Source organism: Stenotrophomonas sp. 93052_Sma, from assembly GCF_056481145.1.
On sequence record NZ_CM151134.1, the window covers coordinates 2,621,298 to 2,646,739 of the forward strand.

The 25,442-nt window shown below is 66.2% G+C and carries 19 protein-coding genes and 2 pseudogenes; 13 read left to right on the plus strand and 8 right to left on the minus strand.

The features are described from left to right. Positions 1–165: 165 nt before the first annotated feature. Positions 166–2,412, plus strand: coding sequence for a TonB-dependent receptor (locus ACZK2V_RS12280; protein ID WP_486322397.1), 2,247 nt, complete (start codon positions 166–168; stop codon positions 2,410–2,412). 226 nt (positions 2,413–2,638) lie between these two features. Here the strand turns inward: ACZK2V_RS12280 and ACZK2V_RS12285 are convergent, their stop codons facing one another. Further along, positions 2,639–2,995, minus strand: coding sequence for a hypothetical protein (locus tag ACZK2V_RS12285; protein ID WP_065723382.1), 357 nt, complete (start codon positions 2,993–2,995; stop codon positions 2,639–2,641). A 463-nt stretch (positions 2,996–3,458) separates the two neighbouring features. After that, the gene (locus ACZK2V_RS12290) at positions 3,459–4,124 is read right to left on the minus strand and encodes a TraX family protein (RefSeq protein ID WP_329810015.1); all 666 of its coding nucleotides are present in this window, start codon (positions 4,122–4,124) and stop codon (positions 3,459–3,461) included. A gap of 112 nt (positions 4,125–4,236) precedes the next feature. On the opposite strand from ACZK2V_RS12290, the pseudogene pip reads away from it, so the two are divergent. Next, positions 4,237–5,182 (plus strand): annotated as a pseudogene (gene pip, locus ACZK2V_RS12295) (prolyl aminopeptidase). A 94-nt stretch (positions 5,183–5,276) separates the two neighbouring features. Here pip and ACZK2V_RS12300 read toward each other — a convergent pair. From ACZK2V_RS12300 to ACZK2V_RS12310, 3 genes are all read right to left on the minus strand, one after another. Next, the gene (locus tag ACZK2V_RS12300) at positions 5,277–9,014 is read right to left on the minus strand and encodes a TcfC E-set like domain-containing protein (RefSeq protein WP_486322398.1); all 3,738 of its coding nucleotides are present in this window, start codon (positions 9,012–9,014) and stop codon (positions 5,277–5,279) included. Between the two features lie 67 nt (positions 9,015–9,081). Then, positions 9,082–9,576, minus strand: coding sequence for a CS1 type fimbrial major subunit (locus tag ACZK2V_RS12305; RefSeq protein ID WP_201116229.1), 495 nt, complete (start codon positions 9,574–9,576; stop codon positions 9,082–9,084). A gap of 110 nt (positions 9,577–9,686) precedes the next feature. Further along, positions 9,687–10,394, minus strand: a complete 708-nt coding sequence (locus tag ACZK2V_RS12310) for a CS1 fimbrial subunit B flags: Precursor (protein WP_486322399.1) — start codon at positions 10,392–10,394, stop codon at positions 9,687–9,689. A gap of 294 nt (positions 10,395–10,688) precedes the next feature. Here ACZK2V_RS12310 and ACZK2V_RS12315 point away from each other — a divergent pair, with 294 nt between their 5' ends. The 7 genes and pseudogenes from ACZK2V_RS12315 (at position 10,689) to ACZK2V_RS12345 (ending at position 17,731) form a co-directional block, all read left to right on the plus strand. Further along, positions 10,689–10,988, plus strand: coding sequence for an EF-hand domain-containing protein (locus ACZK2V_RS12315; protein ID WP_201116233.1), 300 nt, complete (start codon positions 10,689–10,691; stop codon positions 10,986–10,988). Positions 10,989–11,281: 293 nt separating this feature from the next. Beyond that, complete coding sequence (locus ACZK2V_RS12320) at positions 11,282–11,581, plus strand: hypothetical protein (RefSeq protein ID WP_032129479.1); 300 nt, start codon at positions 11,282–11,284, stop codon at positions 11,579–11,581. A gap of 62 nt (positions 11,582–11,643) precedes the next feature. Further along, positions 11,644–14,403 (plus strand): magnesium-translocating P-type ATPase, encoded by a 2,760-nt coding sequence (gene mgtA, locus ACZK2V_RS12325; RefSeq protein WP_486322400.1) that lies wholly within the window; start codon positions 11,644–11,646, stop codon positions 14,401–14,403. Positions 14,404–14,434: 31 nt separating this feature from the next. Further along, positions 14,435–15,172, plus strand: coding sequence for an MgtC/SapB family protein (locus ACZK2V_RS12330; RefSeq protein WP_012511185.1), 738 nt, complete (start codon positions 14,435–14,437; stop codon positions 15,170–15,172). 329 nt (positions 15,173–15,501) lie between these two features. Beyond that, positions 15,502–16,555, plus strand: a pseudogene (locus tag ACZK2V_RS12335) (sensor histidine kinase). Continuing rightward, a complete protein-coding gene (locus ACZK2V_RS12340) occupies positions 16,548–17,189 on the plus strand; it encodes a response regulator transcription factor (RefSeq protein WP_486322401.1) in 642 nt (213 codons plus the stop codon). Before ACZK2V_RS12335 ends, ACZK2V_RS12340 begins: the two are co-directional and overlap by 8 nt. Continuing rightward, positions 17,186–17,731: a DUF1697 domain-containing protein gene (locus ACZK2V_RS12345; RefSeq protein WP_329810006.1), complete on the plus strand. Its 546-nt coding sequence runs from the start codon at positions 17,186–17,188 to the stop codon at positions 17,729–17,731. Before ACZK2V_RS12340 ends, ACZK2V_RS12345 begins: the two co-directional genes overlap by 4 nt. 99 nt (positions 17,732–17,830) lie before the next feature. Here the strand turns inward: ACZK2V_RS12345 and ACZK2V_RS12350 are convergent, their stop codons facing one another. Both ACZK2V_RS12350 and ACZK2V_RS12355 read right to left on the minus strand, forming a co-directional pair. Next, entirely contained in the window at positions 17,831–19,003 is a 1,173-nt protein-coding gene (locus ACZK2V_RS12350) for a low temperature requirement protein A (protein WP_329810005.1), read from the minus strand. 9 nt (positions 19,004–19,012) lie between these two features. Beyond that, the gene (locus ACZK2V_RS12355; RefSeq protein WP_201116253.1) at positions 19,013–19,279 is read right to left on the minus strand and encodes a hypothetical protein; all 267 of its coding nucleotides are present in this window, start codon (positions 19,277–19,279) and stop codon (positions 19,013–19,015) included. Between the two features lie 203 nt (positions 19,280–19,482). Here ACZK2V_RS12355 and ACZK2V_RS12360 point away from each other — a divergent pair, with 203 nt between their 5' ends. The 4 genes from ACZK2V_RS12360 (at position 19,483) to blaL1 (ending at position 24,324) form a co-directional block, all read left to right on the plus strand. Beyond that, positions 19,483–20,007, plus strand: coding sequence for an RNA polymerase sigma factor (locus ACZK2V_RS12360; protein ID WP_032129471.1), 525 nt, complete (start codon positions 19,483–19,485; stop codon positions 20,005–20,007). Further along, complete coding sequence (locus ACZK2V_RS12365) at positions 20,004–20,855, plus strand: FecR family protein (RefSeq protein WP_486322402.1); 852 nt, start codon at positions 20,004–20,006, stop codon at positions 20,853–20,855. Before ACZK2V_RS12360 ends, ACZK2V_RS12365 begins: the two co-directional genes overlap by 4 nt. 71 nt (positions 20,856–20,926) lie before the next feature. Continuing rightward, complete coding sequence (locus ACZK2V_RS12370) at positions 20,927–23,356, plus strand: TonB-dependent receptor (RefSeq protein WP_486322403.1); 2,430 nt, start codon at positions 20,927–20,929, stop codon at positions 23,354–23,356. Positions 23,357–23,451: 95 nt separating this feature from the next. After that, complete coding sequence (blaL1, locus tag ACZK2V_RS12375; protein ID WP_486322404.1) at positions 23,452–24,324, plus strand: L1 family subclass B3 metallo-beta-lactamase; 873 nt, start codon at positions 23,452–23,454, stop codon at positions 24,322–24,324. Between the two features lie 140 nt (positions 24,325–24,464). On the opposite strand, the gene ACZK2V_RS12380 is transcribed toward blaL1, so the two are convergent. Continuing rightward, positions 24,465–25,004, minus strand: a complete 540-nt coding sequence (locus ACZK2V_RS12380; RefSeq protein WP_189721136.1) for a DUF411 domain-containing protein — start codon at positions 25,002–25,004, stop codon at positions 24,465–24,467. Between the last annotated feature and the right edge of the window lie 438 nt (positions 25,005–25,442).

The following is a 25,442-nucleotide window of genomic DNA, read 5'->3' on the forward strand; positions in this document are numbered from 1 at the left end:
CGGAATGCGTGTGGTTCGCAACCCCGCCGCCGTCCGCAATCGAGCCCATGGCTCACTTCCCGCCAGGTCCCCACCCAGCCGACAACCCTGCGCTGCGCCCTCCCCCGTGCTTGCCGATGGCAGCGCGCCAGGCGCGTTCGCACCTGCGATTCACAGGAATCTGGCATGACCGTGTACCACCTTTCCTCTCCGCTGCAGCGCGCAGCTGCTGACACAACCCGTGTTCTGATGCATCCGCCGGGTATGGCCCGGCGCTACCAGAGCACCCCCAGCCTGACGCAGGCGCTGGGCATGACCCGGCGCTACCGGGTATCGGCCCTGGCACTGGGGCTGCTGGCCTCGTTTGCCGCGCTGGCCGAATCGGCGCCGTCCACCCTGCCCTCGGTGCAAGTGCAGGAACAGCGCCGGGTGACCGGTGACTATGCCGGCGGACAGGTAGCCTCCGGCAGCCGTGTCGGCCTGCTCGGCGACAAGGACTTCATGGACACGCCGTTCAGTACCGTTAGCTACACCGAAGCCTTCATCCGCGACCGCCAGGCCAAGGACCTCACTGACGTCATCGCCGCCACCGACCCCACGGTGTTCAGCAACGGCGTCACTGGTTCCTGGAGCGAGAACTACGCCATCCGCGGCTTCGCCTCCAGCACCAGCGACACCACGTTCAATGGTCTCAGCGGCATGGCGCCGTACTACCGCACCTCGCCGGAAATGTTCGAGCGCATCGAGGTCTTGAAGGGCCCGTCCGCCCTGCTCAACGGCATGCCGCCGGGCGGCTCGGTCGGTGGCAGCGTCAACCTGGTGCCCAAGCGTGCGGGTGAGCAACCGTTGCTGCGGGTCAGCGCCAACTTCGCCTCCGATGCGCAGTTCGGCACCCATGTGGATGTGGGCCGCCGCCTGGGCGCCGACCAGCAGTTCGGCATCCGCTTCAACGGCGCTTACCGTGATGGCGACGGTGCGGTGGGCAAGCAAAGCAAGAAGGTGCAGCTGGGTTCGCTGGCGCTCGACTGGCGCGGCGAGCGTGCGCGCCTCTCCGCTGATCTGTACAGCGCCGATGACCGCGTCGATGGCCCCGCCCGTGGTGTCGGCCTGGCACCGGGCGTGGCGATTCCGCGCCCGCCGCGTGGCGACACCCTGATCAACCCGGACTGGGCCTACGTGGACAGCCAGGACAAGGGCGCGATGCTGCGCGGCGAACTGGACATCAACGAACACCTGATGGCCTACCTCGCCTATGGCACCAGCAAAACCGACTACCGCTACAACGGCTCGATCAGTGCGCAGATTCTCAACCCGGCCGGTGACTTCACCACGGTGATGGGCCAGCTGGCGTTCGACATCAAGAAGCAGTCCGGTGACGCCGGGCTGCGCGGTAGCGTCCGTACCGGCAGCGTGAGCCATCAGTGGGCCGCCAACGTGACCCACTACCAGCACACCCAGAACGACTACGGCCGCCGCAGCGTGCCGGGCTGGGACTGGACCACCAACCTCTACAACCCGGTGTGGGGCCCGGCTGCGCCGTTCATCGCGCCGCATATCTCGCATACCGAACTGCGGCTGGACAGCCTCGGCTTCGCCGATACCCTCTCCTTCGCCGATGACCGCGTGCAGCTGACCGTAGGCGTGCGTCGCCAGCAGGTGGTCAGCGAAACCTTCAACGTGGCCAGTGGTGCGCGCACCTCGCGCTATGACGAGAGCGCCACCACCCCTGCCGCCGCGTTGCTGGTGAAGGCCACCGATAAGCTTTCGATCTACACCAACTACATCGAAGGCCTAAGCCAGGGCGCCACCGCACCGATGACCGCCGCCAATGCCGGCGATGTGTTCGCACCGTTCCGCACCAAGCAGAAGGAGCTGGGCCTGAAGCTGGACCTGGGCAGCTTCGCGCACACCTTCAGCGTGTACGAGATCAAGCGTCCGAGCAGCTACACCGACCCGGTCACGAATATCTTCTCGTTCGGTGGCGAACAGCGGAACCGCGGCGTGGAATGGGGCTTCTTCGGCTCACCACTGGACGGCGTGCGCCTGTTGGGTGGCGTGGCCTACGTGCAACCGAAGCTGACCCGCACGGCCGGTGGCGTGAATGAAGGCCGCATTGCTACCGCCGTTGCGCAACGCCAGGCGAAGCTGGGCGTGGAATGGGATGTGCCCGCGCTGGAAGGCTTGACCCTGACCGGCAATGCCACTGCGATGTCGAAGCAGTACATCAGTGCCGACAATCGCCTGTCGGTGCCGGGACGTACGTTGTTTGATGTGGGTGCGCGTTACAGCACGACGATGGCAGGCCGACCACTTGCCTTGCGCGCCAGCGTGAACAACGTGACCAACAAGGCGTACTGGGGCATGCCGTTGCTTTCCAGCCTGGCGCTGGGTGCACCGAGAACGGTGTTGTTTTCGGCCACGATGGATTTCTGAAAGGCATCCACGCATGGCGTGGATCTACTGGAAATGCATCAGTAGAGCCAGGCCATGCCTGGCTGATGCCATGGTGACCCGCCGAAAGCATCCACGCATGGCGTGGATCTACTGGCATTCGCCACCCCGCTCATCAGTAGAGCCAGGCCATGCCTGGCTGGAGCCATGGTGATCCGCCAGAAGCATCCACGCATGGCGTGGATCTACTGAACCTCGGCCTTCCATTTCATTCCGGATGCAGGCGATAAATGGCCAGGTTGGTCAACGCCAGCGCAGCCAGCTTCAGCCCTTCCATCACTCGATCGCCGACGTACTGGTCCGGGCTGCCATTCTGCCGGGCGCGTTCCGCCGCCAGCAGGATTTCCTGCACGATGCGCAGACCGGCCAGCGCACCATCAGCATCGGCCAACGCCATGCATCGGCCCGGCAGTTGATGGCGCTCGGGCCAAGACTGACCGTCAGCAGCCGCGCCCAACCCGATGCGATGCAGCAGGGTCGTCAGGCTGTTGGGATCGGGCGGGATGTCGTGCCCCTCATCGGCATTGGCCGGGGCGCGCTGATGGGGGAACTCCGATGCATTCATGGCAGGTCTCCGTGCAAGGCATGCAGGACCACCGCCCTTAACAAAGGCGGCGGACGGTACGTGGCTGGAAATCCGGTGGTCGCGTAAGCACTAACCGGCAGGTGGGTTTTCACCCACCTCCACGCACCGCCCGCCATAAAGCTCGAACGGAATGCCAGCCGACGCCGCACAAGGCGACGCCGGCTGGCGAGCGCAAACTACACGCGACCAACGGGGTTTCCAGGCCCCGGCCATCCTTTTTCGATGGCACCCCATCATGAGCACAACGGGGTGGCAGGCGCCAACAACCCAAGTGCAAAGACAGCAACGTTCACGCAGTGGCAGCATTGTCGCATATCGACAATCGAGCCGAAGATTCAACAACTTGCACCACGCCGATGACGGCATGCTTCACCCGCATCGGCATCGCGCATTCCTTGACCGCATCCGGCATTCAGGGACATGCCACATGCCAGTTCCGACATTACGCAAGCAGATGAGCAATCAACGCCAGCACCGCCAGATGCCCCACGTAGTATCCATAAAACGCCCAGCGCCAGCGCGGCAGTTGCCACGGCACCCGCGCCGCCAACAGCAACACAGGAACGGCCAGCAACGCCCAGCCGTTGTGGTTGGCCCAGCACACTGCAGCAAGCCCGATCAGCAGCAGCCACCACGCACCATGGCGGAACGCCAGCCATCCGAGCAGCACGAAGCCGACGCCCGCCCATTGGTAGTCCACCAGCATCGGCGCCATGCCCGCGGCCAGCAGCAACAGCAGTGGGCGATTGCTGGCCAGTGCATGCACTGCCACCGCAGCCAGGGCAAAAGTAAGCAGTATGTTGAGCGGCAACCAGGAACCGAAGGCCAGTGCATGCAGCGGTTGCGCGATCACGCCCCATACGGCCAGGCGACGGATCGACTTGCTCAGGTCCGCGCCCGGCTGGGCGAGGTTGCAGGCCATTACCAGTGCAAAGAGTGGGAACGCGATGCGCCCCAGTTCGCTTACGGCCGGCAGGTAGCCGCCGTAGACCACTTTTGCCACGTGGTCGCCGGTCATGGTCAGCAGCGCGATCCACTTCAGCAGCTCGCGTGCGCCGCTGCTGAGGCTGGGATCGGGCGTGGACATCCCTGTCGTGGTCGCTTGCATCGCGGAAGCTTATGCGCATCGGCCAGCCCATTTCCAGCACCGCGAAAGCATGTGCCACTGCAGGCACCGAGCTGCGGCGCTATGCTGGCCGCCCCTGTTTGTGAGCATCCCCATGCGTACCCTGTACCCCGCCATCGAGCCCTACCGCGAGTTCACCCTGCCGGTGAGCGATCTGCACACCCTGCATATCGAAGAGTGCGGCACGCCGGAAGGGATCCCGGTGGTGTATCTGCACGGTGGACCGGGCGCCGGCATCTCGCCGACCCATCGGCGCTTTTTCGACCCGGCGCGCTACCGCATCGTCTTGATCGACCAGCGGGGCAGCGGCCGCTCCACGCCGTTAGGCGAGCTGCGCGACAACACCACGCAGGATCTGGTGGCCGACATCGAGAAGGTGCGCGAGCACCTGGGCATCGAGCGCTGGCTGGTCTACGGCGGGTCGTGGGGTTCGACGCTGTCGCTGGCCTATGCGCAGGCGCATCCCGAGCGCGCCACCGGCCTGATCGTGCGCGGCGTGTTCCTCGGCCGCGAGATGGAGAACCGCTGGTTCGCGGAAACCAGCGGTGGCGCGCTGGATCTTCCCGGAGCGCTGGGACCGCTATGAGGCTTACATCCCGGAGCAGGAGCGCAGCGACATGATTGCGGCCTACTGGACGCGCCTGGACAGCGCCGATGAGGCCACCCGCATCGCCGCCGCGCAGGCCTGGCTGGGCTGGGAGGACAACGCCGCCACCCTGCAGCATGACGTGGATGCGGTGTCCACCGATGATCCGCTGGACACGTTGGCCAAGGCCCGCATTGAAGCGCACTACTTCCGTAACGGCATCTTCCTGGAACCGGACCAGCTGCTGCGCGACATCGATCGCATCCGCCACCTGCCCGGCGTGATCGTGCAGGGCCGCTACGACATCATCTGCCCGCCGCGCAGCGCGTGGGACCTGGCCAAGGCCTGGCCGGAAGCCAGGCTGGAGATGGTGACCTCCGGCCACAGCGCGAATGAACCGGCGACGGTGGATGCACTGGTGCGCGCGACGGATGCGTTTGCCGACCACTTCTGAAAGCACGAGGTAGTGCCGGCCGCTGGCCGGCATCCCTGCGATTGCAGGCAGAGTCGACTGACAGTCGACTCTACCCATGCCAGCTGCCCCCTCGTCACGGATTGGCATCAAACACCACGGTCATGTTGCCTGCCCAGTGCGAACCAGGTGACTTCAGCATCTCCATCACCGCATCACGACCGGCGGTGAAGCGCAGCGTAGAACGCCGCTCTATCAAGTAGCCATCAGGCGTGAAGCGTGGCGCTCGTCCATCATCCGGCAGCAACGGCGTGTCCTGTGCCGGACGCCCGTCACCCACATTGCTCATGCCGGGAATGGTCACGTCCACATCCACCGGCACCACCATGTCGTCGCGCAGATTGCGGATTCCGCAACGATCGTCGGTCTCATGCTCGCAGCGTAGCTTCAAGCTCAGGTTCCTTGACGTGGTAAGGCGGAACGTCAGTTCCTGACGCAGGCGTGCCGGTGGAAGGCCTTGGTCCATCCATTTTTCCCAACCTCCATCTGGCGCCAGTTTCACGCTGGGGGATTCGCTAGAGAATCGGACTTGGAAATCGTGGGATACGTTCAGCTGCAGCTTCAGTGTCAGCTCTGAATCCGAGTAGTCACCCTGACCAAGATCGATCTGCTGCCCATTGCCAACCGTGTAAGTCACGCTTCCGGTGTACTGACCGTCCTGGGCCTGAAGCGGGTTGGGCGCTTCAAGGTGATAGCCAATCGAGAAGTTCAGATAGTTCGCAACTCGATCGGTGGTTGCCCTTGGGCTCCTCACACAGACAGGATTGCCTTCCGGAATACCCCACGCATACCGATACCATGAACCACCACCAACACCCAGTCGGCCACGGCAGCCGCCAGTGGCTGCTCCGTATGCACCGGGCGCGGTGCCATCAGATGGCAAGCCCCATTGCATGCCGATCAGGAACAGACGTAGCCGGGCCCTCAGCTCGTGGTTGTTCGCGTTGTGCACGACTACATCACGCCAGTTTCCGTCAACTGACAGGTACCATTTTTCGCGCGGATCCTCGCCACCGCCAAACAGGCGCCGCTGGCTCACGTTCATCCCGGTGTCGATCGTGAAGTCGCCAACTCTGCAGTAGCTCGAATGCTGTGCGCAGTAGCCAGACTGGGGCGTAGTGTTAACGAACCGATTGTGCGAAGGGTCCAAGGCGCTTGGACGAAACTCTGCCCTGATCTGTAACTCGGCGGCTCCCGCCGAGGCCATCAGCACGACCAGGAGCCCACTCGCCCGCACAAGCAGACCACACGGTGACAAAGCGGAAATGAAGCGTTCAATCATGGACATGGAGTGGTCTCTCAGCGGATTACTCACGGGCCAGCAAGGGGTGCTGGGCAGCCAACGCCCCCCACCATCAGCACATCGCCTTCTCGCGGATAGCGCCCCTCCTCCATCGTCAGCACGCAGCTGATCTGATTCGGGTAGCGCAGTTCCAGCACCGGCGCGCGCACTCAGCTCCAATGTGAAGAAGCCTTCCTCCTGGCTGACGCTGCGGCCTGCATGGTTGATCACCTGCACACCGCGCACGCCGTTGCCGTCGGCATCCTGCACCTGGCCCATTACGGTGAACGTGCGAAGCACATCCACGGTGGCGTGCATCACTCCACCCTTGTTGAGGTGGTAGCTGATGGTTGCCGGTTGCAGCGTGGCCGCGGGTGCATGGCGGCCCTGGAAATCAAACTGCACGTGGCCCGCGCGGTAGGCAGTCACCGGCACGAAGTTGCGCCCCGGCTTCAGTTCCACGCCTCCGCCCCGGCTGTCGTCGCCGCGCAGCATCACGTCGGGGTAGTCGCTGCGCACGTCGACGATGATGCCGGTATCCACGCTGCCACTGCGGCCCTGGCCAAGCACCGCTGCTCGGCCACCGCCAATCACCAGCGTACTGTCCAGGTTGGCGCTGCCACTCACGTGGCCCGCGCCCGCGCCCCGGTACAACTGCACATCGCCTTCCAGCAGCGAACTCTGCAGATAGGCACCCGCGCCTGCGCCGATGCCGCTGCGCTCGGCACTGATCATGCCGTTCACGCTCCGCAGCAGCTTGCCGTCCACACGCTGAGTGGCAGCCGCACTGACATAGGTATCGCGCTGGCCGGCCTCGCCGGTACGGCTGCCCAGGCTGCCGCTGTAGCTGCGGCGCTCGCTGCCCAGCGATACGCTGACGGTCAGGTCGACACCGCGCTGGCGGCGGTAGTGGGTGAAGCAGCTGCCGGGGCGGTCGTAGGCCGAAACCCGCCAGCTCACGTCGTGCCTGCCGAACAGGGTCTCCCGGCGCCCATAGGACACATCGATGCCGGTGCCTTTGGTGATGCCCGAGCTGCGCGCTACCCGCACGCTGGCGTTGTCGCGATGACTGAAGCGATGGGTGATCGACACGGCAGTTGTGTCCTGCCAGCCGCCACGGGTTTCCCAGCGCGGCGCCGAGCCGTCACCGGGCAGGACGCGCTGGCGTTGTTCGGCCCAGCTGCGCGCATGGTTGGCCACCACCGAACCGGCGCGGTAACGGTACAGGCCCTGCAGGTCCACACCGCGCCCGGCGTCGCTGGACGTGTAGACATTGGTGTAGGTGCTGAAGCGATCGCTGGCCTGCCAGTCCATCGACAGCCCAGCCGCGTGACGCGTGCCGATCTGCTGCACCGTGGCACCGGCCACAGCACGGGGGTGCACCAGGTAATTGACCACCGCACCTGCGGCGACCTTGCTCTCCTGCGCTGAGCGGCCGCTATCGAGCAGGCCACGCTGTTGACCGGCGAACACGCTGTAGCGCCAGCGGCGGCTGGGGTCGCTCCAACGACTTGGTTTGTGGATCGACGCGATCTCACGCGAGGCCTCGTGGCCATCCTCGATGACCCGCAGTTCCACGTCGTAGATGCCACCGGGCAGACGGCGGGTGTCGATTTCCTGGATGCCCGGCTTGACGGCCTGCGTGGACAGCAGATTGCCGTCGCGCAGGATCTCCACCACGCCTTCGCGGCTGGCCGTGACATAGACCGGATACACACTGGGGCTGCGCGTGTCGGCCAGCAGCACGTCCGACGAGCCGAGCATGAAGCCCAGCGCGGTATCGTTCTGCGTGCCGGGTGCGCGCGGCTGGCGGATGATGCCTTCGAAGGTGGGCAGGAAGTAGCCCGCACGCACGAAATGGTCGCCCAGCTCGCGCTGCGCATACAGGGCACTGAGATAGTGCTCGCGGCTGCCCGGCTGGGCGTAATACTGGTAGCTGCCGACCGTGCTCCAGCGGCCAACACTGCCACGCAGTTCGGCGCTGTAGCGTGCAGATGTCTGCTGTTCCTGGCCGCCATGCACGGCCACGCTGTTGCGCACGATCAGGCCATGGCTGCCACGCTCCGGCAGCGCGACATGGCGTCCCTCCTTGTGCGCACCCGCTGGGGTCAGCAGGCTGAGCAGGGAATTGGACAGGCTGTAGTGCAGCGCCGCCAATCCGCGACCTTGCTGGCTGCAGACGCCCAGTCCCATCGGCTCGGCCAGCACCTCGGCCCAGCGTGCACGTTCTGTCTGCGGCAGCGGGCTGTCATGCGCTTCGCCAAAGCCGACCAGCTGCACACGATTGTCTTCGTGCAGCAGCACCTCGGCGTCCCCCAGGTAGCGCCCGTCCAGCTCCACCCGCACGGTGAGCGGATTGCCGAACAGATGCTCACGGAACTCCGCAGGCATGCGCTCGCGCTGCTCCAGCAGGCTGGGCAGTTCACCCAGCGCAAGACCGGCGGCATGGCTGGACGCGGCAAACACCACGGCGCCGATACCAGCAGCCAATCGCGCAAGGGCCGGATATGCGGGAGCGAGGGGAAGTCTCATGGGCGGATACCAGTGCCCTCCCCCCGCATCGCCGACGCGGTAGGAAGGGCTCGAAGCTGCATGATCGTCAGATGTCGCTTTCGAAGATCATGTGGAACTGGCCGCCGTAGCTGCCCTGCTTGTAGCCATCGGTCGGCACGGTGGGGGCAATGGCAAACGCCAACGACTTGCCGGCCGCGGCCTGTGCGGCATTGGCCACCGTTATCTTGGCGGCCGAGGTGGCCGGCACCACCACGTTGTCCAGCTTCACTGCCAGGTCGACCACGTCGGCGGCCGATGCCATCTGCGCCGGTGCCGACAGATAGGCACTGATCGCCGCCGGCGACTTGATGTTGATGACGCGGCCGGTCAGATCGCCCAGGGTCTGACGGGCGGTATCCCACGGCAGGTTCTGCGGCAGGCCTTCCCAGCCGTCCGGGGTGGACACCTGCAGGCCGGCGGAGTTTGGTACGTCGGCAGTGACATTGATGGTGATCGACTTGGTTTCGGTGGCGGCCAGCGTAACGGCCGGGGTGATCAGCAGGGCGGTGGCCGCTGCCAGCAGGGTGGTCTTCAGGGACATGGATGCACTCCAGGTTCAAGGGTGGAAATCAAGGTGCCAGGCATGGGCAACGCCATCCCATCGGGCGCCTGGCAGGCCCGTTCGGAACTGATCCAAGGGTGGAAGTGGGCTTAACGGCGTGAGTCGATGCTGCGCTGGCTGTCGCCTTCGCGAAGCTCGAAACGCAGAAACTGATGCTCGGCAGCCTGCAGCGCATAGCTGTTGCCAGGACGCACATGGGCGATGATTCCCGGCGTGCAGATATCTGGACGATCGCGCTCGCACTGGCGCAGGTTGTCCAGCACCACAGTGGCGTTGCCGCGATTGCGCACCTGCTGTTGCTCGATGAGCGTGTCGTAGTGCGGGTTCTCCGGCGCGACGAAGAAGATCGTGCCGTAGCCGGTGAATACGCGGATGGCCGAGGTGAGCTCGGCTGCCTCCAGGGCCTGGTCTTCGCTTAGCGAGAATTCCTCGGCTGTCGGCGCCACCGGGATGAAGCGCAACCGGTAGTAGCGCTCCTGGTCACGCGCACCGCGATACACCAGGCGTGTAGCCTGCTGTCCATTGCCCGCGATGATCAGGCGGCTGGGGCTGGCAATGACGCCTTGGGCATCCGGCGTATTGCGGACCAGCGCGGTGGTATCCACCGGCGTTTCGCTGGCCTTGCCGTCTGCATCGAAGTGCATCTGGGTGACTTCAACCCGCACGTAAGCCGTGGCGTCACCGGTGTTGCGGATGCGCTTGAGCAGGTTGCTGTGCGTGGGCTGCAGATAGTCGAACAGCACGCCTACGTTGATCTGGGGTGTGGATGCGTGCGCGCTGCCAGACAGGATGACCAACAGAATCAATGAGAGAAGACGACGCATGGCGAGCCCGCAGGGAAAGGCGAGCGCGAATTTTCACGGCCCCATCACAATCTCGATATGCGAAAAGTTGCAAAAGCCGGACATGTCCTACGCATTTGAAACGATTGCTAGTCTGCCGGTCCCGACCCGCGGGACCGGCGCCATCGCGGTGAACGGCGCCCCACTTGCGTGCACGCCTGCCTGCATTCTTCGCAACCGGCTTACAGTCCCCCGCCGAAGATCCGGCCGTGGCCACCACACCGGTGCCCCCCTCCTCAGGAGCACGCCATGACCGGTTTCCGCTACCTTCCCGCTCTCCTCATCCTCTCGGCCGGCATTCTGCTGGGCGGTTGTTCCAAAACGCAGGACGCCAGCAAGGCCACCGCCGCCGAGGACGTGACCGAAGTGAAGCTCATCCCTGCCTATGAATCGCTGGACAAGGACAAGGACGGCATCGTCACCCTCGCCGAAGTCGATGCGGTTGCGCCGGACTGGGCCGAACGACTGCACGCCTGCGATACCGATCGCAACAAGACGTTGAGCCGCGGCGAGTACGACGTGTGCAAGCAGACCAGTGCCTCGCATTGATCCCTTGATGCGCCATCGATTGGCGCGATGCTTGCCCGGCTATACCAAGGTATAGCTGGGCTAACCCACGAGCCTCTAGGACTACCCCATTCAGGGGCGGACAATAGCGCCACTGGCCAGGGCAACCCTGGCTGGCTACCTCCCCTCATGGAGACGCAGATGGACCCCGACCCTGCCGGGCGCACCGCGCCCCGTATGCCTGCCTGTTGCCTGTTCCTGGCGCCTGCCCGCCGGTCCCTGCCTGCCTGAGTGACGGGGGATCGCCAGGCGCCGCCTGCCTGGAGATCACCCCCATGTCCTACAAGATCCTCTACATCACCCTGCGCCGCCTGATCGGCGAGCGCGATGTTGCCGCCCTGCGCAGCCACCTGCTGCAGCACGGCGCCGTGGTTTTCGCCCGTTCGCTGTCGCTCGGTTCGCCGCGCGTGGTCGCCGACGCACTGTCGCTGCTGCCGATCAGCGAACGCATCAACGTGCTGCGCCATCTGCCCTACCCCCTTCGCGACGCGATGAAGCCGCTGTGCATCGGCGGCAGCCAGCGCCTGCACATGCAGCCGTGGTCACCTGCGGTGCTGGCGATGCGCCACGCCTGAACCGTTGCATCCGTTCCGTTCGTGTTCCGGCCGCGGCCGGCTCTGACATTCAAGGAGTTCCCATGAGCCTGCTCAACGCCTGGTTCAATGCATTCCTGCGCAGCCGTCGCGCAGGCAACCTGTTCGGTCGTCGCGCCATGCCCGAAGCCGGCTTCGGCCCGGGCAGCGCCGAGGCCGCACCGTTCGCACTCACCACCGGCCTGGTCACCCTGTCGCAGTTGGACGAGCCGCGCCTGCTGGCTGCGCTCGACTCGCACGTCGATGGCCTCAGCCCGCACGAGGCCGAGGAGCGGCTGGCCACGCTCGGCCCCAACGAGGTGGATCACGAAAAGCCGCTGCCGTGGTGGCGTCATCTGTGGCAGTGCTACCGCAACCCGTTCAACCTGCTGCTGACCGTACTGGCGGCGGTGTCCTGGCTGACCGAGGACATCAAGGCCACGATCGTGATCGGCGCCATGGTGCTGCTGTCTACGCTGATCCGCTTCGTGCAGGAAGGCCGTTCCAACCGTGCCGCCGAGCGGCTGAAGGCACTGGTCGGCAACACCGCGCGCGTGCTGCGCCGCAATCCGGGTACCGAGGCCGCCGATGTGGCCGACCAGTACTTCGGTGCGCACCTGCACAGCCGTCGCCCGGCGCGGCTGCTGGACCTTCCGATCCGCGAGCTGGTGCCCGGTGACCACATCGTGCTGTCGGCCGGCGACATGATTCCGGCCGATTGCCGCGTGCTGACCGCCAAGGACCTGTTCGTGGCGCAGGCAGCGATGACCGGCGAGTCGCTGCCGGTGGAGAAGTTCGCGCACCCGGGCGACGGCCTGGCCGGCCTGCTGGAGCAGCACAACCTGCTGTTCATGGGCACCAATGTGGTGTCCGGCACCGCCACCGCCGTGGTGCTGGCCACCGGCAACCGCACCTACTTCGGCACCCTGGCCCAGCGCAGCACCGCCACCGACCGTGCGCCCACCGCGTTCCAGGCCGGCGTCAACAGTGTCAGCTGGCTGCTGATCCGCTTCGCGCTGGTGATGGTGCCGTTCGTGCTGCTGATCAACGGCTGGACCAAGGGCGACTGGACCGAGGCGTTCCTGTTCGCGCTGTCGGTGGCGGTGGGCCTGACCCCGGAAATGCTGCCGATGATTGTCACCTCCACCCTGGCCAAGGGTGCGGTGCTGCTGTCGCGGCGCAAGGTGATCGTCAAGCGCCTGGATGCGATCCAGAACTTCGGTGCGATGGAAGTGCTGTGCACCGACAAGACCGGCACCCTTACCCAGGACAAGATCGCGCTGGAACGGCACACCGACGTGTTCGGTCACGATTCGGAGGACGTGCTGAAGTTCGCCTACCTCAACAGCCATTTCCAGACCGGGCTGATCAACCTGCTCGACCGTGCGGTGCTGGAGCACGTGGAGCTGCAGAGCTCGCTGCGGCTGTCGCAGGACTACCACATGGTGGATGAGATTCCGTTCGACTTCGAGCGCCGCCGCATGTCGGTGGTGGTGTCCGAACGCGAGGACCACCATGAGCTGATCTGCAAGGGTGCGGTTGAGGAGATGCTGGCGGTATGCAGCACCGTGCGCGAGAACGGCGAGGACAAGCCGTTGGATGAGCAGCGGCTGGCGCGCGTGCGGCAGACCACGGAGGAACTGAACGAACAGGGCCTTCGCGTGGTGGCAGTGGCGATGAAGGAAACTGCTGCCAGCCAGACCGTGTATTCGCAGGCTGACGAGTGCGGCCTGACCCTGGTCGGCTACGTGGCCTTCCTCGACCCGCCGAAGGAATCGGCTGCACAGGCGCTGCAGGCGCTGGCCGCGCATGGCGTAGAGGTGAAGGTATTCACCGGCGACAACGAGCTTGTCACCGCCCGCGTCTGTGCCCAGGTCGGGCTGGAGGCGGACACCATCCTGACCGGCCCGCGGATCGAGCGCATGGATGACGGCGCGCTGTCGCGGGCGTTGCACCACCACCGTGTGTTTGCCCGATTGACACCACTACACAAGGAGCGCCTCGTACGCGAGCTACGCGCACAGGGCAAGGTGGTCGGTTTCCTCGGCGACGGCATCAACGATGCACCGGCGCTGCGCGCGGCCGACATCGGCATCAGCGTGGACAGCGCGGTGGACATCGCCAAGGAGGCCGCCGACATCATCCTGCTGGAAAAGAACCTGATGGTGCTGGAGGAAGGCGTCATCCAGGGCCGGCGCACGTTCAACAACATGCTGAAGTACATCCGCATGACCGCCAGCTCCAACTTCGGCAACGTTTTCTCGGTACTGGTGGCCTCGGCCTTCCTGCCGTTCCTGCCGATGCTGCCACTGCAGCTGCTGGTGCAGAACCTGCTGTACGACATCTCGCAGATCGCCATTCCGTTCGACAACGTGGACGAGGAGCTGGTGCGCAAGCCGCTGAAGTGGAACCCGGCAGACATTGGACGCTTCATGGTGTTCTTCGGGCCGATCAGCTCGATCTTCGACCTGAGCTGCTTCGCGCTGATGTGGTACGTGTTCGATGCGCGCACACCCGCCGACCAGGGCCTGTTCCAGTCCGGCTGGTTCGTGGTGGGCCTGCTGACCCAGACCCTGATCGTGCACATGATCCGTACACCGAAGGTGCCGTTCCTGCAGAGCATCGCCGCGCCGCCGCTGCTGGTGATGACCGGCCTGATCATGGCCATCGGCGTGGCCCTGCCGATGAGCCCGCTGGCTGGCTACTTCAAGCTGCAGGCCCTGCCGACCGGCTACTGGCCGTTCCTGGTGGCGATCCTGTTCGGCTACGCGGTGCTGACCACCGTGCTGAAGAAGATCTACATCCGTCGTTACGGCTGGCAGTAAGCGCCCGCCGCCTGGTCCGGGGAGAAACACAATGGACATCAATCCGAACCTGCCGGCGTTCAACGCCGGCGCGACCCTGAGCTCGCTGATCAGCCTGTCGGTGGCGTTCGTGCTTGGCACCGTCATCGGCCTGGAGCGGCAGCTGCGCCAACGCACTGCCGGCCTGCGCACCAATACCCTGGTGGCGGTGGGCGCGGCAGTGTTCGTGGACCTCGCTGTGCGCTTCCATGACCTGTACGGCGGTCCGCCGTCGCCGCTGCATGTGGTGGCCTATGTGATCTCCGGTGTGGGCTTCCTCGGTGCCGGCGCGATCATGAAGGACGGTGCGCAGGTGTCCGGCCTGAACACCGCGGCCACCTTATGGGGCTCGGCGGCGGTTGGCGCCTGTGCGGGTATCAAGCTGCTGCCGGAGGCGGTGCTGGCGGCCGTGTTCGTGCTGGCCGCCAATACCCTGCTGCGGCCGGTAGTGAACCGCATCCAGCGGCAGCCACTGCCGGAAGCGTTCAGCGAAGCGACTTATGCGATCAACGTGGTCTGCCAGCGTGAGCAGCAGGCCGAGGTACTGGACCAGCTGTTGCTGCTGCTGGAACAGGCGCACTACCCGGTGCGCGCGGTGGACCAGCGCCCGTTCGGCGAGCGTGATGTCGAGATCGAAGCGGTGTTGTATGCCACCACCGTCGATGCCGGTGAACTGGATGCGGTTCTGGCCACGCTGGCGACCACGCCCGGGGTGTTGCAGGGGTTCTGGAACGCCAGCCTGGAGGAGTAGTGCCGGCCGCTGGCCGGCAACATCGTGCACCGCTTGGTAGGTGCCGACCTTGGTCGGCACAGAACCCTGAGATGCCACGACTGCTGCCAGAGCCTGCCGACCAAGGTCGGCATCTACCAACAGCCCGCATGCACCACATTGGTCTGTGCCGACCTGGGTCGGCACAGACCTGGGTAGTGCCGGCCGCTGGCCGGCAACCTCATGATCTCCGGGACGATCCTGCAGCTGCCGGCCAGCGGCCGGCACTACCAGGCATCGCTTTGGTGGGTGCCCGCATCCACCCAAGGCGGCTTTGCTATCCTTTCCCCCCACGCCCGGGAGCCGTTCCGATGCCATCGCTGTCGCCCCGCCGCCCGCTGGTGCTGCTGGCCCTGATCGTCGTGATGGCGGCGATCTTCCTGATCGATACCGTCACCGACTACGCCGTGGCGGCGGCCTGCTTCTACGCAGCGGTCATCCTCGCCGCATCGCGCGTACTCGCCGCGCGCGGACTGATCAGCCTGGCCATCGCCTGCATCGCACTCACCGCCCTGAGCTTCTTCCTCACCCGCTTCGGCACCTACCGCATCGGCCTGGTCAACTCGGTGATCGGCATGCTGGTGATCGGCATCACCACCTACCTGGCGTTGAAGATGGAAGCGGCCAAGTCCGCGGTGCAGGAAGCCCAGGGCCGGCTGCTGCGAGTGGCGCGCGTCGACCGTGGGCGAGCTGACCACCTCCATCGCCCATGAAGTGAACCAGCCGCTGGCGGCGATCGCCAGCAGCGCCGAGGCCTGCCAACGCTGGCTGGCGCAGGACCCACCGAACGTGGACAAGGCACGGCAGACCGTGGCCCGCATCCTGGCCGATGCGCATCGCGCCGGTGACGTTATCGCCCGCATCCGCGGCCTGACCCAGGGCGCAGCACCGGAACGACGCGCGTTCGACCTGAACCAGGCGGTGGAGGAAATGCTGGCACTGTCGCGCAGCGAACTGGACCAGCATGGCGTGGCCGTGGCCCTGCTGCTCGATGCTGACCTGCCGCTGGTACAGGCTGATCGCGTGCAGGTGCAGCAGGTGATCGGCAACCTGATCCTCAATGCGGTGGACGCGATGGAAGCAGTGCCGCCTGCCGACCGCCGTCTGTCCCTGTTGACCCAACGCGACGGACAGCGGATCAGCCTCAGCGTGCGCGACCGCGGTATCGGCCTGCCAATCGACCATCCTGAGCGCGTGTTCGATGCGTTCTGGACCACCAAATCACACGGACTCGGGCTCGGTCTCAGCCTGAGCCGTTCGATGATCGAGGCCAACGACGGCAGGATCCGAGCCGAGCGCCCCAGCGGCGGAGGTGCCTGCTTTGTGTTTGACCTGCCCGTTGCCACGGAAGTCCCCCATGCGTAAGCCCGCTGCACCCGCTGCCGATCCAGCGCCCATCGTCTACGTGATCGACGACGATCCGTCGGTGCGCGCCGCGCTGGAAGACCTGCTCGCCTCGATGGGCCTGCAGGTACGGGCCTTCGCCTCCACCCAGGCGTTCCTCGAACACGAACTGGAAGATGCACCGGCCTGCCTGGTGCTGGACGTGCGCATGCCCGGTCAGAGCGGGCTGGAGTTCCATCGCACGATGGGCAGCCACGGCCTGCAGTTGCCGGTGGTGTTCATTACCGGCCACGGCGACATCGCAATGGGCGTCAACGCGATCAAGGACGGCGCCATCGAGTTCCTGACCAAGCCGTTCCGTGACCAGGAACTGCTGGATGCGATCCACAAAGGCATCGACATCGACCGCCAGCGCCGCCGTGACGGCGAGGCACTCGATGCCCTGCAGCAGCGCTGGAACACCCTCAACGCCGGCGAGCGCGAGGTGGTCGACGGTGTGGTACGTGGCCGCCTCAACAAGCAGATCGCCGGCGATCTCGAGGTCAGCGAGATCACGGTGAAGGTGCGCCGCGCGCAGGTGATGCGCAAGATGGGCGCGCGTACGCTGGTCGACCTGGTGCGCATGTACGACCGCCTGCAGGCGGGTTCCCCATGAGCGTGCATGTCGCGCTGCTGCGGGCAGTCAATGTCGGCGGTACCGGCAAGCTGCCGATGGTTGAACTGGTGGCGATGTGCGAAGACGCCGGCTTCACCGACGTCCGCACCTATATCGCCAGCGGCAACGTGGTGTTCCGCAGCGGACTTGACGAAGCCGGCGTGCGGAAAGCCCTTGGCCAACGGCTGCAGGCCTATGCAGGAAAACCGGTGGGTGTGCTGGTGCGCTCGGCAGCCGAGATCGCGGCGGTTGCCGCCGGCAATCCGTTCCCGCACGCCGCCGGCAATCGTGTGGTCGCGCTGTTCGTGGATGAGGCACTGCCCACGAATCCCTTGACCGGGGTGACCGGCCTGCGCGATGAGCAGCTGGTGCTGGGTACCCGCGAGATCTTCGTCCACTATGGCGACGGCATGGCCGACTCACGCCTGCGGATTCCCTGTGCCCAGCAAGGCACCGCCCGCAACCTCAACACGGTCGGCAAACTTGCGGCAATGGCCGCCGCGCTCGACCAGGTCACCTCAGACAGTAGAGGGCGGCGGTAGAGTCGACTGTCAGTCGACTATCGCCCGCAGCGCGGGATTTTCCACAACCTTGTGGAAGAGCAGTCGACCAACATTCGACTGTACCCGGCAGAGGGCTGATCACGCCCGTTGCAGGCGCTGCTTCAACCGCGTATCCATCAACCCCACCGCCAGCAGCACCGCACTGGTCAACCAGCCAGCGGCCAACAGATGGGTCTGCGGCAACACCACGCCCAGCACGCCCAGCGCCACCGCGCCGATCAGATGCGAGTACGGTGCGCGCCCGTACACCACCCGCTTGTACAGCGCGCTGCCCAGCAGGTAGATCAACGGGCCGGCCACCAGCACGGCCGCATACACCGACGTCACCGCAGCGTGCGGGTGGTCCATGACCAGGTCATTGCCCACCGCCGTAGCGATGATCCCTGCGATCAGCAACGCGTGCACATAGTGGAAGTTGGCGCCCATCCGGCCCGGGTCTTCGGCATGGCTGATGGCCTCGGTGGCGTCGCGGCTGGAGATGCCGAAGTACAGCCACCACATGGCGATCGTGCCGGCGAACGTTGCCAGCACCGCCGACACCACTGCCCCGCTCCACTGTTCGACCTCGCTGAGCACGCCACCGGTGGCCAGCAACGTCTCGCCCAGTGCGACGATGACGAACAGCTGGCAGCGCTCGGCCAGGTGCCCGCCTTCGATGGTCCACTCACGGGTGTGCGAACGGCCCAGCCCCGGGAACGCGAAGCCGAACATCGGTGAGACGTACTCGCACGCCACCGCCACCGCCCACAGCGCCAACCGCGCATTGCCCTCGGATGCCGCACCTGCCAGCCAGAAGCAGGCCGACACGCTCACCCAGGCCAGCATGCGACGGAAGTTCGGTGCCAGTGGATGCGTGCGACCGACCTCCAGCAGCACGAAGGCGGTACGCCCGACCTGCATGGTGGCGTAGGCCCCGGCAAACACCCAGGCACGGTCGGCGAAGGCCTCGGGAATGGACGAGGACATCAACAAGGCCAGCAGCATGGTGGCGAACAGCAGGCCGCGGATGCGCGGTGCTTCCGGATCGAACCAGTTGCTGACCCAGCAGGCGTACTGCCAGCCCAGCCACACCGCAAACCACAGCACCAGGGTCTGCAGCACGCCGGCCAGATCCAGGTGATGCAGCAGGTGGTGGCTGAGCTGGGTGACCGCGAACACGTAGACCAGGTCGAAGAACAGCTCTTCGTAGGTCACGCGCGCATGGTGGCCGTCGCGCTGGCGCAGGGCCGGCAATCGCAGTCGTGTACTCATGGCTGTCCTTCAGCGCGCCAGGCGCCAGTAGAGCAGACCGGCCAGCAGGGCCGGCACCGCGAACACCAGCAGCAGGATCGGCAGTTCTTCACGTATCCCGTAGCCGGCCTTGCTGACCCCCACCCACAGGTTGGCCACCGTCACCAGCAGCCAGGTGGCAACGAATGCGATCAGGGCCGTGGGCAGCTGTGAGGTACCCACGCTCCACAGCCGTCCGAACAGCAGGAACACCCCAAGCAGCACGACGCCACCCACCATCACCAGAAGCACATGCATGGTCCACCTCCTTGAGCCTGCAGGCAGGCTAGCCGTGGGCGATTCTGCGCTCCAGCCGATGATCGTGGATTCACTTTCCAGGCGCGGCGAACAATCGCCATGATGATCGCGGCATGGCAAACGAGAACAGTTCCCATTAGTATTGCGTCATTGCGCAGGGATGACCTCCCGGCACCCGCCTTTCACCCTTGCTGCCCGTCCGGATGTCCCAGCCGACACTTCCCCGCCCACCTGCGCTGCCGCTGGTGACCTCGCTGGTGCGCCACTACGAGGAACTGGTGGACTACCTGCATCGCCGGTTCCGCTCGCCCGGGCTGGCCCGCGAAGTGGTGCACGATGTCTGTGTGCGCCTGCTGGAACGCCCGGCCGCGCATGACGCCCGCCAACCGATCGCGCTGCTGCGCAGGATCGCCCACGATGCGGCGGTCGACCGCTGCCGCGCCGAGGACCTGCGCCGGCACTGGGTGGAGCCCCGCGCCGAGCTTCCCGAAGGCGCCTGCGAGCGCCCCGGACCCGAGCGCCAGGCGCAGGGCCAGCAGGCGCTGCAGCGGCTGACCACCAGCATCGAGCGCATGCCCTGCCGGCGGCAGCAGGTGTTCATCCTGCACAAGATCCACGAGCTGCCCCAGGCCGAGGTGGCGCAGCGGATGGGCATCGGCCTGAAGGCAGTGGAACGTCATCTGCGCCTGGCCATGGCCGACTGCCGGCTGCACGGTGCGCTGCGGTGAGCCCTGCATCACCCGATCCGGCACCGCCGTCGGCGCCCGCCGAACCGTCCGCCGAGGACACGCTCGATCAGCACCGGGAGGCACTGAAGGAGCGTTTCCCGTTGCCAGGCCCGGAGCAGTTGCAGCGGCGGCGCGGCGGATCTGGCGCAAAACGGGTACTGCCGGTGCTGTTGCTTGCGGCCGGAGCGCTGCTGTTGACCGACCCGGCCTGGCAGGTGCGTGACTACCAGACCGCCGTCGGCGAGCGCCGCGACATCGAGCTGCCGGACGGCAGCCGCGTGCTGCTCGACGCGGGAACCCACCTGCAGGTCCGTCGCCATCTGCGTTCGCGGCAGGTGCTGCTGGCGCAGGGCCATGCGCGCTTCGAGGTGCAGCATTCGGCGTGGCGCCGCTTCCAGGTCGATGCCGGGCCGGTACAGGTACGCAACTACGGCACGGTGTTCGATGTTGACCGCCAAGGCGATCTCAGCGAGGTCACGCTGTGGCGCGGCGAGGTCGGTGTCAGCGTGGATGGCGGCGGCACCGAGCAGCGGCTGAAACCGGGGCAGCGCCTGCTGGCCCAGCCGGGGTCGCTGTCTCCTCCGGAAGCCGTGGATCCGGACCGGGCCGACTGGACCACCGGCCGGCTGCAGTTCGACCGCATGCCACTGAGCGAGGTGCTGCGCATCCTGCAGCGCTATCACGACCGTCCGATCGTGCTGGACGACCCGGCACTGGGTCCGCTGCAGGTGTCGGGTGTGTTCGATGCCGATCGTGCCCAGACGGCGGTCGCGCTGTTGCCGGAGATCCTGCCGGTCCAGGTGCAGACCGCCGCCGACGGCAGCCTGCATCTGCGCGCCCGCGATTGATTGCCACGCCGAGGGTGGGTTGCGCGCCGTCCCATCCGGCAAGTGCTTGAACCCTTCCGAAGGACCCCCGCATGACCCGCCCTGTTCCGCCCGCCGCGCTGCGCCGGCTGGCCCCCACCCTGCTCGCCGCCTGCCTGTGTGCGGCGCTGCCCGCCACCGCGCAGACCGCTGCGTCCGCACCCGTCGAACTGCACCTGCCGGCCGGCCCGCTGCAAACTTCGCTCAACTCGCTGGCGCGGCAGAGTGGCATCCAGCTGCTGTTCGCGGCCGACAGCGTGAGCGGCCGCAACGCGCCCGCCCTCGACGGCCGCTACACCCCGCACGACGCCCTGCAGCGCCTGCTGGCCGGGCAAGGCCTGGCGATGCAGGAGCGCTCGCCGGGGGTGTTCGTGGTGAGTGCCGCGCCGGCACCCCCCAAACCCCGCGCTCCGGCCCGGGCCGCGTCATCGGCAGCGTCCCCGGCCACGACCACTTCACTGGCCCGCGTCACGGTATCGGCCTCGACCGCGCGCATGCCGCAGGGCGAGACCGCGATGCCCAACACCATCACCGTGCTGACCCGCGAGGACATCGCGCAGCAGCTGGCGCTGGGCTCGGATGTCTCGCGCGTGCTGTCGGCGCAGATCCCGGCATTTGCCCCGGCGCGCGAGAAGATGTCCAACTACGGCGAAACCATGCGTGGCCGCGGCATCCTGTACATGGTCGACGGCGTGCCGCAGTCGACGCCGCTGCGCGATGGCTCACGTGATTCGCACACCATCGATCCGGCGATGATCGAACGCATCGAGGTCATCCACGGTGCCAACGCACTGCAGGGCATCGGCGGTACCGGTGGCATCGTCAACATCATCACCCGCAGCGCGCCCAGCGAGCCCGGCGCCTTCCTGCTCGACACCAACGTCAGCTACAGCTCGGCGCTCCCCAGCCGCCGTGATGACAACGGCCAGCGCGGCTCGGCACTGGTCGGCGTGCGCGGCGAGCAGTTCGATCTGGTGGCCGGCCTGGCCTATGAGAAGCAAGGCCTGTACCACGACGGCGAGGGCCGTTCGATCGGTACCAACGTGCAGGGCGAACTGATGGATTCGACCTCGTCGAACGTGTTCGCCAAGCTGGGCTGGAACATTGCCGAGGGCCACCGCCTGCAGCTGATGGCCAACCGCTACGAACTGCGCGGGCTGGACAACTACCTGGCGGTGAACGGTGATTACCGCACCGGTCGCCCGACCATTTCGGTGCCCGGCGATACCCCGCTGGAGCCGCCGATGAACCGCTCGCGTTCGTTGACGCTGGACTACAGCGCCGCCGATCTGCTCGGTGGCCGCTTCCAGGCGCAGGCCTTCGCGGTGGACTTCGAAGGCCGTTATGGCGCCAGCCAGTGGGATCCGTGGGGCAACACCGGCGCCAACGCCGCCTGGGACCAGACCCAGAACGAATCGGACAAGCGCGGCTTCAAGCTGACCCAGAGCTGGGCCCGCATCGCCGACACCACGCTGGACGTGACCCTGGGCCTGGACGGCCTGCGCGACCGCACCCATCAGGTGCTGCTGGCCAGCGGCATGAACTGGGTGCCGCAGACCACCTACCAGAGCCTGTCGCCGCTGCTGCAGCTGCACTGGTGGCCAACCGACCACCTGATGCTGTCCGGCGGCCTGCGCTACGAAAAGGGCGAGCTGGAAGTAGCCGACTACACCACCCTGCCCCGCTACGGCGCACGCAAGGTGGCTGGCGGCAAGCCGACCATGAGCGAGACCCTGCCCAACTTCGGCGCGGTCTGGTACATCAACGATCGCCTCAATGCCTACGCCTCGTATTCGGAAGGCTACACCGTGGCCGACGTCGGTCGCGTACTGCGCGCGATCAACCGCGACGGCCAGCGCGTTGACAATCTGATTGACCTGTCACCGGTGGTGTCGGACAACCGCGAGATCGGCCTGGAGTACGACGATGGCCGGTTCAGTGGCGATATTGCGTACTACACCTCTGAATCCAAGCTGGGCTCGGTGCTGATCTACGACCCGGGCATCGACGCCTATGCGGTGCAGCGCCAGGCCACCCGCGTGGAAGGCTTTGAAAGCAACCTGCGCCTGCGCTTGGGCGACAGCCGGCTGGGCCTGGGTTATGCACGCGCCAACGGCCGCTACGATGCCGACGTCGATGGCCGCCTCGACAGCGACCTGGCCGGTGTCAACATCGCGCCGAACCGGCTGACCGCGTTCTGGGAACAGAGCTGGACGCCGCAGCTGAGCACCCGCCTGCAGGCCAGCCATGCCTTCGACCGCGACTTCGACCTGCGTGGCGCGCGGGTGGCGGAGTTCGAGGGTTACACCACGGTGGACCTGGTCGCGCGCTACACGCTGGACAAGCACGCCTTCACGCTGGGCGTGCAGAACCTGGCGAACAAGCAGTACATCAGCTACTACTCGCAGACCACGCCGTCGAACCCGAGCTATTTCTCGGGCCGTGGTCGGGTGCTGACGCTGGGGTGGCAGTACCGGTACTGATCCATGGCGCCCTTATGGGAGCCATGAAATCTATGCGCGACGCGATGAAGGAGGCCCATGCTAGTTTCTGGGCCTCCTTCAAACGGACGTGAACCATGCGTTTTTCCCTGCTCGCCGTCACACTGGCCGCTGTTCTTCCGGTCGCGCACGCCAGCGCCGCCGAGGCACCCCTGCCGCAGTTGCGGGCCTACACCGTGGATGCTTCCTGGCTGCAGCCGATGGCACCGCTGCAGATTGCTGACCACACCTGGCAGATCGGCACCGAGAACCTGACCGCACTGCTGGTGCAGACCGCCGAGGGCGCGGTGCTGCTCGACGGCGGCATGCCACAGATGGCCGGCCACCTGCTCGACAACATGAAGGCACGCGGCGTGGCACCGCAGGACCTGCGTCTGATCCTGCTCAGCCATGCGCATGCCGACCATGCAGGCCCAGTGGCGGAACTGAAGCGCCGCAGCGGCGCGCACGTGGTCGCCAACGCGGAATCGGCGGTGCTGCTGGCACGTGGTGGCAGCGATGATCTGCACTTCGGCGATGGCATCACCTACCCGCCTGCCAATGCGGACCGCATCGTAATGGATGGCGAGGTGGTCAAGGTGGGCGGCATCGAATTCACCGCGCACTTCATGCCGGGACACACCCCGGGCAGCACCGCTTGGACCTGGACCGATACCCGCGAGGGCAAGCCGGTGCGCATCGCCTACGCCGACAGCCTGAGTGCACCGGGATACCAGCTGCAGGGCAATGCGCGCTATCCGCGCCTGGTCGATGACTACAAACGCAGCTTCGCGACGGTGCGGGCGTTGCCCTGTGACGTGTTGCTGACCCCTCATCCGGGTGCCAGCAACTGGGACTACGCCTCCGGCAGCAAGGCCAGCGCCAAGGCACTGACCTGCAAGGCCTACGCGGATGCAGCCGAACAGAAGTTCGACGCACAGCTGGCCAAGGAAACAGCCCGCGCCCGCTGATTCTGTAGAGTCGAGCTTGCTCGACTGAAGCAGAGCAGTCGAGCATGGCTCGACTCTACAAAGAGCACGCCGAGGGTGGGCTCGGCTCTACACAGGACGCGTGGAAGGGTGCCGGTCAATACGACCGGCACCCGTGACTGTCAGCCGCCCTGGCCGTGCTGCGCGAACGGCTCGGTGGTGCCATCGTTGCGCACCAGTTCAACGGTGTACGGCTGCACGTAGCCGTCCGGCATTTCCATGCCCGGCGAGCCGGCCGGCATGCCCGGCAACACCAGGCCGCGCGCTGCCGGCCGCTCCGCCAGCAGTCGCTTGATGTCCTCGGCCGGGATATGGCCTTCAACCACGTAACCACCGATCTCGGCGGTGTGGCAGGAGGCCTTGCCGACCGGCACACCCAGCCGGACCTTGATCGGGTTCATGTCATCGGTATCGCGAACATCCACCTGGAAGCCTTCGGCCTTCAGGTGATCGACCCAGATACCGCAGCAGCCGCAGCTGGCGGTCTTGTGCACGATGGCGATGGGCAGTGCCGGATCCACCTGCGACGGGCTGGCCTTGATCGGTGCCGCCGGGGCTTGGCTGGCAACCGGCGCGGCAGGCGATTCTTCGGCAGCACGCGCGCAGGCGGTGGTGGCCAGCACGGTGCCAAGCAGCAGGCCGAGGGAGAGAGAACGGTTCATGGTGTTGATTCCTTTGCAGATGCGGGCAACGCGGCCCGCTGCCTGCGCATCGAAGGCACAGGCAGAGTCGAGAATGAGTCGAGCAGCTACGGCAGGCGCTTGAGGCCTGCAGGGAATCACACGATGGGAGGCCGTAGCGGATCCGGCAACGGCGGCGGTGCGCGTTGCTGGGCGCTGGCTGGTAAAGGTGCCTCACGCCAGGGTGACGCCGGCGTTCCGCTCAGGGTGGCCAGCATGCCGACGCTGGCCGGCGGGCATTCGCACTCATTGCTCTGGCAGACCGTAGATGCTACCTCGTCACAGCACCCGGCCATGGCAGCGGAGTGCGGCGCGGCGCAGTGGTCCGCGCTGGACTGCGCCGCGTACGAGGATGAGGCAATCGCAAGCGCCGGTGCATTCAGCACCAGGGCAAGGAGGAGCATCCATCGCAGCAGCAGG

Coding starts and splice junctions, on each gene's coding strand:
- ACZK2V_RS12280 (WP_486322397.1), top strand. CDS start 166: ATGACCGTGTACCACCTTTCCTCTCCGCTGCAGCGCGCAGCTGCTGAC.
- ACZK2V_RS12285 (WP_065723382.1), bottom strand. CDS start 2,995: ATGAATGCATCGGAGTTCCCCCATCAGCGCGCCCCGGCCAATGCCGAT.
- ACZK2V_RS12290 (WP_329810015.1), bottom strand. CDS start 4,124: ATGCAAGCGACCACGACAGGGATGTCCACGCCCGATCCCAGCCTCAGC.
- ACZK2V_RS12300 (WP_486322398.1), bottom strand. CDS start 9,014: ATGAGACTTCCCCTCGCTCCCGCATATCCGGCCCTTGCGCGATTGGCT.
- ACZK2V_RS12305 (WP_201116229.1), bottom strand. CDS start 9,576: ATGTCCCTGAAGACCACCCTGCTGGCAGCGGCCACCGCCCTGCTGATC.
- ACZK2V_RS12315 (WP_201116233.1), top strand. CDS start 10,689: ATGACCGGTTTCCGCTACCTTCCCGCTCTCCTCATCCTCTCGGCCGGC.
- ACZK2V_RS12320 (WP_032129479.1), top strand. CDS start 11,282: ATGTCCTACAAGATCCTCTACATCACCCTGCGCCGCCTGATCGGCGAG.
- mgtA (WP_486322400.1), top strand. CDS start 11,644: ATGAGCCTGCTCAACGCCTGGTTCAATGCATTCCTGCGCAGCCGTCGC.
- ACZK2V_RS12330 (WP_012511185.1), top strand. CDS start 14,435: ATGGACATCAATCCGAACCTGCCGGCGTTCAACGCCGGCGCGACCCTG.
- ACZK2V_RS12340 (WP_486322401.1), top strand. CDS start 16,548: ATGCGTAAGCCCGCTGCACCCGCTGCCGATCCAGCGCCCATCGTCTAC.
- ACZK2V_RS12345 (WP_329810006.1), top strand. CDS start 17,186: ATGAGCGTGCATGTCGCGCTGCTGCGGGCAGTCAATGTCGGCGGTACC.
- ACZK2V_RS12350 (WP_329810005.1), bottom strand. CDS start 19,003: ATGAGTACACGACTGCGATTGCCGGCCCTGCGCCAGCGCGACGGCCAC.
- ACZK2V_RS12355 (WP_201116253.1), bottom strand. CDS start 19,279: ATGCATGTGCTTCTGGTGATGGTGGGTGGCGTCGTGCTGCTTGGGGTG.
- ACZK2V_RS12360 (WP_032129471.1), top strand. CDS start 19,483: ATGTCCCAGCCGACACTTCCCCGCCCACCTGCGCTGCCGCTGGTGACC.
- ACZK2V_RS12370 (WP_486322403.1), top strand. CDS start 20,927: ATGACCCGCCCTGTTCCGCCCGCCGCGCTGCGCCGGCTGGCCCCCACC.
- blaL1 (WP_486322404.1), top strand. CDS start 23,452: ATGCGTTTTTCCCTGCTCGCCGTCACACTGGCCGCTGTTCTTCCGGTC.
- ACZK2V_RS12380 (WP_189721136.1), bottom strand. CDS start 25,004: ATGAACCGTTCTCTCTCCCTCGGCCTGCTGCTTGGCACCGTGCTGGCC.